The sequence below is a fragment of the Belliella buryatensis genome, assembly GCF_900188245.1.
Taxonomy (GTDB): Bacteria; Bacteroidota; Bacteroidia; order Cytophagales; family Cyclobacteriaceae; genus Belliella; species Belliella buryatensis.
Window position 1 is genome coordinate 1 of sequence record NZ_FZOK01000026.1, and the last position, 13,952, is coordinate 13,952.

The 13,952-nt window shown below is 39.9% G+C and carries 5 protein-coding genes; all 5 read right to left on the reverse strand.

Going from position 1 to position 13,952, the window contains the following annotated elements; all coding sequences use genetic code 11:
- A partial coding sequence (locus tag CHB66_RS16455) for an InlB B-repeat-containing protein (protein ID WP_170932523.1) occupies nt 1–9,077 on the reverse strand: 9,077 nt, incomplete at its 3' end.
- A gap of 1,059 nt (nt 9,078–10,136) precedes the next feature.
- A complete protein-coding gene (locus tag CHB66_RS16465; protein ID WP_089242510.1) occupies nt 10,137–10,541 on the reverse strand; it encodes a hypothetical protein in 405 nt (134 codons plus the stop codon).
- 229 nt (nt 10,542–10,770) lie between these two features.
- Nucleotides 10,771–12,426 carry a tetratricopeptide repeat protein gene (locus CHB66_RS16470; RefSeq protein ID WP_089242511.1) on the reverse strand — a complete coding sequence of 552 codons (1,656 nt, stop codon included), beginning with the start codon at nt 12,424–12,426 and terminating at the stop codon, nt 10,771–10,773.
- Between the two features lie 454 nt (nt 12,427–12,880).
- Nucleotides 12,881–13,285, reverse strand: a complete 405-nt coding sequence (locus CHB66_RS16475) for a helix-turn-helix domain-containing protein (protein ID WP_089242512.1) — start codon at nt 13,283–13,285, stop codon at nt 12,881–12,883.
- Between the two features lie 94 nt (nt 13,286–13,379).
- Nucleotides 13,380–13,742, reverse strand: a complete 363-nt coding sequence (locus tag CHB66_RS16480) for a helix-turn-helix domain-containing protein (protein WP_089242513.1) — start codon at nt 13,740–13,742, stop codon at nt 13,380–13,382.
- Nucleotides 13,743–13,952: the final 210 nt, after the last annotated feature.

Here is a 13,952-nt window from a genome sequence, read left to right on the forward strand (position 1 = left end):
TAATCTGGCACACCATCGCCATTGCTATCCAAGAAGTCATTCGGATCATTAGGATCAGTGCCTTGCATGAATTCATACACATCCGGTACACCATCACCATCTGTATCCAGATCCAGGTCATCCATCAAGATCGCTCCTAGGTTCAAGGACATCGTAGCTCCAGCAGTTGTGATACCAGTCGCTTGAAGGGTATATCTACCAGGCTTGATATCACCAGGGATATCCATAGAAGCTCTAAACCTACCATTCGCATCCACATCAGCATGGCCAAGGAAGTAAACTTCACCTGCCTGCGAGCCCATCACGCGGGCTGTCTGCTGCCATGTAGCATTAACTTCTATTACACGAGTCTGCAGATAGGTATCTTCTATCCTGATTCTACCACCAGCTGAACCTGATACATTCTCTACCAACCATACGGCTACTGCGGTATTCTTTCGGAAGCCTTCACCATTTACTTCTGCAACACCATTGGGTTCTAAGACCAACAGGCCTTCCAAGATTGGCAACTGATCACCAGTAGCTCTTGCTGCTGCCAAGTCCATCTTCAATGAACCTGCCTCAAATACCAAGGCATCATTCACGATATCCAAGAAGATATCTTCCTCTACTCCATCAATATTGAAACTGAAAGTACCTGGGTCTTGGGTAGGTATCGTGCTGTTGTCATCCGTCACAGGTGCTATCGGAATCAATGGGCCGATCACTTTCTCTTCTCCTACTGAGAAGGCCGTGAAGGCACTGATCCTGAACCAATACTTCTGAGAATTGATCAAATCCTCGGCGAGGTACTCAAATGCATCCAATTCTACAAGCAGGGAATATGATTCTCCATCCTCAGAGATCTCAATGCGATAGCCTAAGATATCAGAAGCAAATTCGGTAGGCTCTGCCCAAGTTAAGCTGATCATACGATCTCCTGTTTCTGCTTCCAAGTCTGTCACAGGACTGATATAAGCATCCTGAATTACAAAGTTCACAACCTTTACACCAGTGTAGTTACCCATACCTGTCAATGTAACCGTAGCTATTCCTATATTGACATTATCTGTATAAGCTACCGTGAAGTCTCTACCTTCTTCTAAGGTCAGTGAACCATAACTTACTACTACAGTAGGCTCAAAGGCTCTGTCCTCAAAAATGACATCTGCTATAGGCTCTACAGTCAAATCATCTAGCGATTTGGCTCCGATCACGAAGCTACTGCTCAAGCTACCTGCATAGTTGCCGATACCTGTCACCGTCATCGTAGCAGTACCTACATTGATATTATTGCCGTAAGCTACTGTAAAGTCTGTACCGTCTTCTAAGGTCACTGTACCGTCTTTCAACGTCAGTGCCGGGATCAGTGCCGAACCTGTAAATACCTGATCCGCTACTTTTTCAATCTCAGCATTGTCCAATGACCTTGCTGTAATTTCAAAGCTACCGCTCAAAGTACCCGCATAGTTTCCTATACCCGTCACCGTCACCGTAGCAGTGCCTGCATTGATATTAGCTGTGTAGCTGAGTTCATAATCCACTCCTTCCACTAAGGTCTTCGATCCATCTTTTACAGTCAGTGTGACCGTCAGCTCATCACCAGTAAACGCCTGATCATCGATATCGAAGTCCTGTGCAGGCAATGTTTTGCCGGTGATCACAGCAGTTTCAACTACCAGATCTTCAGGAGTCAGATAATTGTCCGCATCAGCACCTCCTATGCTATAGACTACCGTGATGGTCTTGCCTGTACCAGCATCTGCATTGTCATAGGTAGCTACCGCAGTGACTGTCACCACATCTGAGCCAGCCACGCCTGATAGCTGAATATCAGCAATTGTCGCTGTCGTAGTACCATCATATACTTTCTCTGTCGTCAAATCTTGAGATTCTATTTCCAATTGCTTGGCTGCGATCTCTCCTGTGTTTACCACAAAGTCAACAGGGGCTATATAATTGTCCTTGTCTGCACCTGATAGTGCAAATACCACTGTGATCGTCTTGCCTGTGCCTACCAAGGCATCGGCATAAGTAGCTACTGCTGTCACTGTGACATCTTCTCCATCGGCTACACCGATCAGCGTAATGTTCTCTATCACAGCAGCAGTACTGCCATCATACACCTTGGTCAATTCCAAATCCTGAGTACCTACTTCCAGTTGATTGGCAACAATCTCAAAGGTAACATCAAGTGTACCCAGGTACCTGCCTGTACCGCTGATGCTCACAGTAGCTGTACCCAAGGCAATATTGTCACTATAAGACAATGTATAGTCCACACCAGCTACCAGAGTCTCTGAACCATCCGTGATGATCAGGTCAGGCTTGATCTCAGATCCCGTGTAAGACTGATCTGCAATCACCTCTATCTTGGTATCATTCATGTTTTTGGCTATCAGCCATACTACAGATGCATCTTCTACCGTCCATGCCAATACCGGATATGGACTGTCCAGAATATCTGCATTCGCCCTTGCGATATCCCAGTCTGCTTCAGCAAAAGTGGTAATCAACTGCATCTCTGCAGTAGGTCTACCAAATCCACCATCACTTGTCGTCAAGCCTGATGTCTTGGTATCCCAGAAGCTATTTGTAACAGTTGAATTTACTAAACCACCTAATAAACCACCTATATCTGATGTAATTGTACTTGAAACTAGTCCTATTGCATATGTTTTATCGATTGAAGTATTTTCAATATAGCCTACTAAACCGCCCACATAAGAACCACCTGCTGTAACACTACCAGTTGCAAGTGATTGGGTAATTGTTCCTATAACACTACGACCAAGTAATCCACCCACTTCACCAGCAGCGCTACCTATAACATCACCTGTAGCGTAACTTTCACTAATAGAAGAGTTATAGAGATTACCGACTAAACCGCCAATAGATTCATTCCCATTACTCGTTACAATACCCGTAGCATACGATTTAGTAATTGTTCCATTGTCATATATTTCACCAACTAAGCCACCAATCCTACTATCTCCAGTTACATTACCTTCTGCAAAGGAGTTTTCAATGGTACTGCCTTGGAAAACATACCCAACAAGTCCACCTATATAGTCATTCCCAGTTACTACGCTAGAAGCAGAAGAATTTCTTACAGTTATATCGCCCCATAACAAACCTATCAAACCACCTGTATTGGTACCTATTCCTGTAACACTCCCTTGAGCATGGGCATTATCAACAACAATGTTGCTCCCTTTTATATAACCTATAAGTCCACCTACATCACCTCCTCTGTTGGTTCCATCACCGCTTACTGTCACATTAGCAGTAGCATTAGTCACTCCACCCGCATCGATATATCCAACCAGACCACCTGTTGCCAAGCTATTTGTTCCAGAAGCCGTAATGCTACCTGATGAAATATGAATATTATTGATAGTAGCAGTTGAAAAACCAGCCAAAGCACCTGCATGGTGGATATTACTACTAGTCCCTACCGCTGTTACATTCACGCTAACCAAGGTGAGATTACTAATACTAGAGCCAGTACCAAGATACCCAAAGAGACCTACATAATCATTACCTGTTTGGTTGATGGTCAAGTTGCTAATCGTACGGTTGCCACCATCAAATGTACCAGTAAATGGATCATCCGATGAGATTCCTATCGGCTCCCAGCCCTTGGTATTCACACAGCCCAGGGCATTGCCTGCTACATAATCCGTCAGGTCTATATTAGCTCCAAGCTTGTAATGTGCCGTCAGGTCATAACGCATCGCATCCAACTGCTCCGCAGTAGTGATGATATATGGATCACCATCGATACCAGTGCCCGAATCAAAATCCGCAGCCCACTTGGCATACAAAGTCATATCTTCGGTCACAGGATCGTCAAAATCCCAAGCTGCTTCCAGACATACATCCGCAAACCAACCTACAAAGCTATACCCTGTCCTCACCGGATCGGTCGGTGCAGCTATCGCCTTTCCATTTATAGCTAAATCTGCAGCAACCGCACCGCCTCCATTGGCATCAAAAGTAACGGTAAGCTCTGGAAGTATGCCTTCCTCTGTAGCTGTACGGATGAATATAGGATATGGATAATCCAGGTAATTATTCATAAACCAGATAGCATCAAAATCCCAGCCTACGCTTGTAAAAGTAGCCAGATCTCGCATCTCCGCATCTGTTTTAGGTACACCATTACCGGTATCACTTTGACCAGAAGTCTCGCTGTTGTAGAAGGAATTGGTGACTTCAGAACCAGGAAATATTCTTCCTACCAATCCACCAATAAGCAGTGGACTTGCACTTGTCGAATTTGACACAACTTGACCCATAGCGTAAGAATTGTGGATTAATCCTGGAACCTCTGGACTACTATTATCCTCCTTAGTCAGCCTACCAACTAATCCACCTAGAATATTAGGAGCAGTCACATCAACAACAGCATAACTATTACTAATATTCAATCCTATACCCGAACCTACTAATCCTCCTGCAATCGAAGTAGTTGCCTCAACCGATCCATCAATTGCAAAACTTTCTGTAATTCTTCCGTCTCCAAGAATATTGTTTTGATTAGTTTGACCTGCACCTAAAATTGCAGTAGAATTCTCTGGATCATTGGTAAACCTCCCTACTAAACCACCCACATTCCGGTCGGAACGAATTTGAAAACCAATTACAGAGGAGTTTCTGATACTAGCTCCATCTACAATACCAACAATACCACCTATATTTCCAAATCCCTCTATAGAGAACCCTTCAAGATGAATGTTTTCAAAAAGACTGTAGCCTGCTTTTCCAACTAATATGCCAGTCCCAGTACTATTGCTTCCAGCCGTAAATTCAATATAGGAATCGATTATTTTTAAATTAGAAAACTTGGCTCCACCATAGGTAACTCCGAATAAACCAATATCTTTTGCGCTAGTTGTATCTTCAATTTGTAATCCACTGATTGTATATCCATCCCCATCCAATGTACCGTTGAAGAATTTTCTAGGATCCCCATTAATGTCCGTATTGTTACAATCCTGGTCAACATCATTACAAATAGGCTTCCATCCATCTACTGTATTATATGGCGCTACATCCAAGTCTATATCCGCCCCCAGCTTGTAATGGGCGTTGGGCTCTTTTCTGACATTATTCAATTGATCAGCGTCCATGATAATATACGGATCAGTCTCTGTACCTGTACCTGAAGCAAAACGCTGCTCCCAGCCGGCATACAAGGTCATCGCCGCAGTCACAGGATCGTCAAAATCCCATTCATTAGATAAAGAGCTATCTATAAACCAACCCGCAAAATCAAATCCATCCCTCACCGGATCGGTCGGTGCAGCTATCGCCTTTCCATTTATAGCTAAATCTGCAGCAACCGCACCGCCTCCATTGGCATCAAAAGTAACGGTAAGCTCTGGAAGTATGCCTTCCTCTGTAGCTGTACGGATGAATATAGGATATGGATAGTCCAGGTAATTATTCATAAACCAGATAGCATCAAAATCCCAGCCTACGCTTGTAAAAGTAGTCTGATCAAGCATCTCCGCATCCGTCTTAGGCTCACCCTTCCCAGTGTCACTCTGACCAGAAGTCTCGCTGTTGTAGTAGGAATTTTCTATCTTAGTATCCGTAGCAGCCAACTCACCTACCAAGCCTCCGATATGAAGAGGACTTATCTCAGTGGAAGTGACCTGCCCGATCGCATAAGAGTTTATGATCGTTCCGATTTCAATTGGAAGTGTAGGTGCATACCAGTCTAAACCCTCTAAAATTCCAACTAAGCCTCCCACTTTGTCTTTACCTGTCACATCAGCCATGGAGAAACTATTGGAGATAGTGGCACCAATAACGTATCCTGCAAGCCCTCCTGCCCCCTGATCTAGAGCGGTAATTTGGCCTACTGAGTAGCATTGCTCCATGGTACCATCCCCCAAGCCTGTGTCTCCACCTGCCCATGGCCATGGTCCTGTAGGGTCATTTTGCCAATCCCCAACGATACCCCCTACACTTCGATTTCCAGATAGTTGAACATCTGTAAAACATCGCCTAAAACTGGCTCCTTCTGACATACCAACGATACCACCCACATTACTTCCACCTCCTGGTGCAGCATTAATCGCATCAATTTTCCCTTCTAACTTTATATTCTCAAAAACACTCCAACCAGCATACCCTACCAAACCTCCTATTCTATTACCAAATACGGCAGGACCTTTCCCGTAAGTGATATCGACATTTTCCATGATTAGATTAGAGAATTTGGCTTTACCCCAGGTCACGCCAAAAAGACCCAAATCAGCAACGTTATTCTGGGTATCAATAAATAAATTACTGATTTTGAAACCATTACCATCTAGCGTTCCGTTGAAGAATTTTCGAGGGTTACCATTTCCATCCACATTACTACAATTCGGATCTGCACCATTACAAATGGGCATCCAGCCTTCACCTGTATTATATGGCGCTACATCTAAGTCTATATCCGCTCCCAGTTTGTAATGGGCGTTGGGCTCTTTTCTGATATTATTCAGTTGATCAGCTGTCATGATAATATACGGATCAGTCTCTGTACCTGTACCATCATGAAAACGCTGCTCCCAGCCGGCATACAAGGTCATCGCCGCAGTCACAGGATCGTCAAAATCCCATTCATTAGATAAAGAGCTATCTATAAACCAACCCGCAAAATCAAATCCATCCCTCACCGGGACGGCGGCAGGATCCAAAAAGGCACCTATGTAAAATACCACATCATCCACAGAATTGACCTGATCATCGAATGATACCGTTACTTCACGAAAACAATTGTTCTGTAATATCGGGTAACCTGAATTGAAACTTGAAATTATTTCCCATACATCATCAAAATCCCACCCTGTAAAAGTTGCAATAGTCTTCAGCTCCTCGGTAGTCTTACCAGTACCATGACTATTCGTTCCATTGCTGAAAATATCACTGTCAAAAAAGACATTCGTGATGGTAACATCATTATTGGATCCAGAAGGTATTTCTCCTATGACGCCCCCCATAACTTTTGGACCTGATCCTGGTCCAGTGGGTAAAATACTATTTGATATATCAGCTACTGCATAGGAATTTGCTATCGTACCTCCAGTCGCCCTACCTACAAGTCCACCGACTACTACCCGACCGCTAATCAAGCCACCCTTTGGCATGGCATAACTTTCGGAAATAGTCCCTGATACAAGCTCACCTACCAAACCTCCCACAACAACATGCCTACCTTGCTGCTCTACAAAAGACGCGGAATTGGTCAGTGACCCACCATGCATAGTACCGATCAAGCCTCCCAGTTCTCCATCATTGTTCACTAATTTACCATAGGCAGTCACATTGTCTATATTCCCTGCTGAATATCCTGCTAGGGCTCCTGTATACTTATAACTCCTGATGTCCACATGTAATGTCAAATTCTCGACCTTACTATTACTTCCCAAAGCACTGAATAGACCTATATAAGTCCCACCTGCACTACTAAAATCATCAAACTTGACATTCTCTATAACATGGCAGTTACCGTCAAGAGATCCTTCAAAGAAAACGGAATTTCCATAATCACCGATAGGGTCCCACTGAGTGTAAGTCGCCAAATCAATATCGTCATTCAACTTAAAATGCTTATCCAGGTTGAACCTGACTTCATTGAGCTGCTCAGGCGTCTCGATCAAGTATGGCGTAGCTAGTGAACCATCTCCTCCTGCAAAAGGGACTTTTGCCGCCCAGCCGGCATACAAGGTCATCGCCTGAGTCACAGGATTGTCAAAATCCCATTCCGTACTTAAACCGCCGTCTGTAAACCAACCATTGAATCGAAATCCATCCCTCACCGGATCGGTAGGCTTTGTTAATTGAAAACCGATTAATGTCGAAACAGAAGAAACAGACGTGCCTTGATTTGAATCGAAGTTAATTTGAGCCAACAAATATCCAAAAAACGGGTAATCATAACCATATTGATTATCTAAAACCCATATATTTTGAAAATCCCAATTTTGAAATGTGGATAGTAATTTCATTTCAGAATCGGACTTTGGCACTCCTCTTCCATCATTATCAGATTGTTTACTTAAATCACTATTATAATACGAATCAGTAATTTGGGGAGGATTATTTGATATGGAATTAAAGATATCTCCTAATAAACCCCCAGTAGTAGATGCAACAGAGGAAACTACTTCCCCTGTTGAGTAAGAATTTAGTATTTTAGAATTATCTGGTGTATTTGTAAAAATTGGATTTCCTTGACTAACTGCCCTGTCCTGAATTCTACCAACAAGTCCTCCTACCCATCCGATCGAATGATTATCATTTTTTTTGATATCCATCACGGAGTAGGAATTTAATATAGTAGAAAATTCCAAACTGCCCACTAATCCTCCCAAACCATAATCTCCATTTAATATACCAAATGAATAACTTTCCTCTAATAAACCATTTTTTATACTATTCCCTGTTTGATCAGGATTATTTCTAAAAAGACCAACTATTCCCCCTGCGTAAAAAATACCTTTAATATCAAGATTAACCGAACATCTTTTAATATGCCCACCTGCTATACCTGCTATACCTCCTATATTTTCAGCTGAGCCTTCTAAGTGTAATTTCCCACTTAATACATGAACATTTTCGATTATGCTATGACCCGCATCACCAACCAAACTACCTCCTCCAAAATTTCCAAAAGTACCGGTGGAATCCAAAATAATATTAATACTCTTAAAATTTAAATTTTTGATTACTGTGGTTTCACCAAACTTCGAAAAAAGGCCAACAAAATTCCATCCTTTTTTTAAATTAATATATAAATCTTGAATAGTAAATCCTTTCCCATCTAGAGTTCCAGTAAATGTAGCAGAGAGAAAAGGAATACTAGTATTATATCCAATCGGCAACCATCCTTCTCCATTATTATAACCTGCACCACTTGCACTTAGATAGGTAGTCAGATCAATATCATTGATCAGTATAAAGTTTTTGTCCAGATAATTTCTGACTTCGTTTAACTGTTCAGGGGTACTGATTTGATACGGATCACTTAAGGAACCGTCACCTCCCGCAAAAGGAGAAGTTTGCGCTTGCGCATGGTTTAAGAATCCGAGAATCATACAGACCATAATAAGGATCCGGAATAGCGACCTCGCAAATGGACTCCATTCCTGATCACCTGATCCGAGTGACGAGCTTCTTAGGCTCGGCAAGGACAGCTGAGGACTTCTATCCTCGCTTAAGTACCTTTTGTGTTTTGTTTCAGTAGAATTGTGTATCATAATTTTTATCAAATGATTAAACTCGTCTCAAAAAGACGAAAACAAATAAAAACTACCGCCCACACAATCCCCAATTTCGATATAGGACAAATGTACCCCCTCCCTTCAAGTCGTGGGGACATTTATAGGACAATGAAAGTTAAAGCATTGAATTATTGTAGGTTAGCGTTGAGAAAAAATGATGGTTTTTTAGGAGGGCTGAGCGTTAAATATTAGTCTAGAAGACTAATTTAGAGAAGAGCCAGGATGCAGGGCTGGTTTTCTTTAGGGAAAAGGAAAAAGGTTAAAGGCTAAAGGAGTGGAATCGTGAATCTGGAGTAGTAGCCACTCTAATCGATTAAACAATTTTTGGTTATTTGGTTATTTGGTTATTTGGTTATTTGGTTATTTGGTTATTTGGTTAATTGGTTAACTGAGTAGCATAATGAATATCACAAGTTGGTTTTTTAACGCTTAACGATTAACACTTAACATTTCCTTCGTGCTCTTTGAGCTTCTTCGAGGTCTTTGTGACAAAATAGGATAATGGCCAAAGGACTGGATTCGTGAATATGACGGAGTTGGTTTAGGGAAAAGGTTAAAGGTTAAAGGCAAAAGGAAGTGATTGGTAAATATGACTGAGTAGGTTTAGGGAAAAGGAAAAAGGTCAAAGGCTAAAGGGCTAGAATCGTGAATTTAATGGAGTCGCTTCATTGAACGGTGAACGATTAACCTTTAACATCCTCTTTCGTGCTCTTCGGGTTTCTTAGGCAAAGCCGTTAAGTGTTAATCCCGCCGCGGCGGGCAAGTAGTTAAAACGTTAAGCGAAGAGGATTCGTGAATATGACGGAGTCGCCCCTCTGAACAATTAACCACCCCGAGACTTCGGGGCAGTTAATCAATTAATCTATTGCTGATTTAGCAATTATCTCTACCGCCAAGCTCTTGTGAATACTTGATAAATTCCTCAAAATCCAAACCGGTCTCTTTTTTGATGTCATCCAACATGTGGTCTATTTCTTCATATCCTCCATATAAAACAAAATCTTGTAAAGTCGACTCTGGTTCATCTATAGCTGTCTGTTGCAAAAACATCACCCTAAGGCTTCTTTTGAGGGGGTAAAATGACTTTTTATAAAGCCTTAAAAGCATCATCTCAATAGTCAATGTATTCGCTCCGGTCTTTTCTGCCAATAGTTCTAAGCTGTAATCCGGATATACATAAATAAATTCTTCCTCTATCCAATATTTCACTTTTTCTTCAAGCAACTTTTCCCTTGGCTTAAAGATTGCCATATACAAATTCTGGAAATTGATTTTCATAGCAAACGATATAGAGTTATTAATTTCAACATGATTCCTGTTTTACCATACGTGAGAGGAATAAGATCTAAATACTATATAATGCGCATCAAAAGATCTTTGAAATAAAAGTATAAATAAATGCCAAATGGCTCAAAAATTCATCAGGACAAAAGTACCCCATCTTAAAAAAAACAAAAGACAAATATAGGACATTGAATCATATCAAATTGAAATACAGGTAATTATATCAAACTATTTTCCCTATAAAATCATAAATATCTTGATCAGAGTGAATCAAATCAAATTTTTTTCTTAATCGTTGCTTGGCCTTATTGAGCGTTGGAACTGTCTGACCCGTAATCGTGGCAATCTCCTTGGTTGTCATATTCAACTTGATGAATGCACAAAGTCGCTTTTCATTCAAGGTTAGATGCGGGAATTTTTGCAGTAAGTTATCATAAAACTCATGATGTAAATTAATAAAAGAAGCTTCAAATTCTTCAAATATATGATCCTCTTTCGTGTTTTTCAAATCATGGATAACTCCCCGAATTGTCTCTTGTCCTGCTTTATCAAATTCCTTTCTATGTTTGAGCAGTTTATCCAGCGCAGCTTGTATCAATTCATTTCTTTTGATGGCATAAATCATATTTGCAGTGATTTGCCTGTCTCTTTCATCAATCTGAGATTGTAGGTATTGTTTGTCAAGAGCCTCCCTCTCATTTTGTAATTTTGCCTGTATCATTTCTAAGCTGATTTGCTTATTCTTTCTTCTAAAGCTCAAAAGAAAATAAATTAAAATGGCCATTAGAAAAGACAAGAACACTAACCAAATCAGATAAACCTTGATTTTAGACGCCGTAAGCCCAAGCAGTTGTTGTTGACTTTGTTCGAAATCTCTCTTTAATTCCTCTACGAGTAACATTTTTTCAGCTTCTGCTTTCTTAATTTTACTATCCAACTTGGATTTCAGGTCATAATAATAAAGAGCTGAATCACTTTTACCTAATATTTTATAAAGATTTGAAAGGTGATATGAAGTGATTTGCTGAACAATCAATGCATCAATATTTTCTGCAATACCCAAGGCTACCTTATGATGGTACAAAGACTGAGCTTTGTCACCGGCTTTTTCCCATAAAATCCCAATATTTTTGTGAGTAACAGCAATTCCCAGCTGATCATCTGCTGATGTACGGAACTCCAAGGCTGCTTGATACAGGTCTAATGCTTGTTCGTAATTGTTCATTCTCAAATACACATCTCCAAGGTTATTTTGCAATAAAGGTAAATTCTTATTGTTGGGATCCTTGGACAACAATAGCTGTAATCCTAAGTCCAAATTATCATAAGCTCTTACAAGATCACCCTGCTCTCTATAAATGATCCCAAAATTATTATAAATTGAAGAATAGGATAAGTAATCTTGAGAATCATTATTCTGTAAAAAATCCAAGGCCTCGATTAAAATTTCCTCAGCTTTAGAAAACTGATATAAATAAAGGTAAACTCCAGCAAGACCAATTTTAGATGCCATCAAGTCATCATGCTCTGTTAAGGTACCATCTTCAATATTTTTTATCGCTTTGATGTATGAATCAGCAGACAAATCCATCAAGCCCATCTTCATAAATAGCCTTCCATACTGTATCCAAAGTTTGGTCTGGGATCCATTATCATTATTTTTCTGAACATAATTTTGAGCTTCTTTCAAAAAACTAGATGCTTTATAAAAATCATTGTTTTCATATATTCTAGAAGAATCCAAAAGCGAAATAAAAATATCTGAAATCTGATGAGCATCATTGGTCTTCTTCAGATTCTGAGAAAGCGCTGACTTACTAAAAGTTATAAATAAAAAGACATAAAAAGTAAATAATCTAAATTTCTTGTGCGGATACATCTAAGTCTGATTATTGGATTATATATTAAACCTAAAATAAGTAAAAAAATATGAGAATACCTGCTGAGTAATATTTAAAAAACATTTGCTGCTAACGATAAAATATGGAGTTAGTTTAACTCTAAGCAGGAGATTCGCGGATAAGTCTGAGTCGCTACTCTAAACGATTAAACAGTTAAGCGTTTAAGCAATTTTTGGTTATTTGGTTAACTGGTTAACTGAGTAGCATCGTGAACATCACAAGTTGGTTTTTTAACGCTTAACGATTAACCTTTAACATCCTCTTTCGTGCTCTTCGAGCTTCTTCGGGTTCTTTGTGATTTCCTCCCGGTAGGGATGGTCAAAATAGGAGAAAGGAAAAAGGTTAAAGGCTAAAGGACTGGAATTAGATAAAAAGTAGAGCGACAAAACCGTGCCTTAAGTTCCTCTTCTCCAAAACATGAAAAAAATACTTTTATTTTCCTTCTTGATCAACTGAATCAAATATGATGACTTTTGAATTTTTTGATTGAAAATCCTTTTTATAATAACCCGAAAGAGATGTCCCAGTTTGTGATCTAAAGGCATTAAAGAATGTAACTCTAGACTTAAACCCAGAAATCTCCATACATTGTTCCACGTTAGGCTGAGTAGCTTCTAATTGAATTTTATCTAATAATTTCTTTATTCTAATCTCATTCAAGAATTTTCTAAACCCAACCCCATATTTATTTTTGATGATTTTACTCAAATTCCCATAATGAACCCCTAATAAAGCCGCCAATTTAGTCAAACTCAAATCTGGATCCTTATAAACTTGCTTAAAATCCAAAGCAATATTAAGCTTAAATATCACATCTTCTTGTTCTTCTAATTCCATAGCTAACTAATCTTTTTATTGTCAAACAGTTATAATCTAAAGCTTTAACTAACTATAGTAGATAAAGCCCTTATAGGATCATGTATCAAAATCGTCAATATTTGATTTTTTGGTTTATCGACTTCAATTTCCTGATGTACTCACTCAAGGTCATTCCTGTTTCCTTTTTGAACATCCGCTCAAATGGCGTCCGAGATTTGAAGCCTGAGAGCTTATAATAATAGCCTGGCTTCTGAAACAGGATCGTTTTATCTAAATTTCTCACCAATCTTTTTACCCTGATTTCATTGATCACTTGTTTGAAAGGCTTACCTGTTTTATTCTTTATCGCAACAAGTAATTCCTCTTCTTCCATTTCTAGTTTCTGTGCAAGCAGCCAACTATCTAAATCAGGGTTTTTATACAATTCCTGATCTATTATATACTTGCTGATGTCATCTAGATCGGTTTCTTTCATTGATTGATAGTTTCATTAAAACGTTAAGCGAAGGTGTATTGTGAACATGATTGAGTTGTTTTTAGGGAAAAGGTCAAAGGAGAAAGGTTAAAGGACTCGAATCATAAATATGACAGAGCCGCTTCTTTGAACGGTGAACGATGAACCTTTAACATCCTCTTTCGTGCTCTTCGGGTTTCTTAGGCAAAGCCGTTAAGTGTTAATCCCGCC

Coding starts and splice junctions, on each gene's coding strand:
- CHB66_RS16480 (WP_089242513.1), bottom strand. CDS start 13,742: ATGAAAGAAACCGATCTAGATGACATCAGCAAGTATATAATAGATCAG.
- CHB66_RS16470 (WP_089242511.1), bottom strand. CDS start 12,426: ATGTATCCGCACAAGAAATTTAGATTATTTACTTTTTATGTCTTTTTA.
- CHB66_RS16465 (WP_089242510.1), bottom strand. CDS start 10,541: ATGAAAATCAATTTCCAGAATTTGTATATGGCAATCTTTAAGCCAAGG.
- CHB66_RS16475 (WP_089242512.1), bottom strand. CDS start 13,285: ATGGAATTAGAAGAACAAGAAGATGTGATATTTAAGCTTAATATTGCT.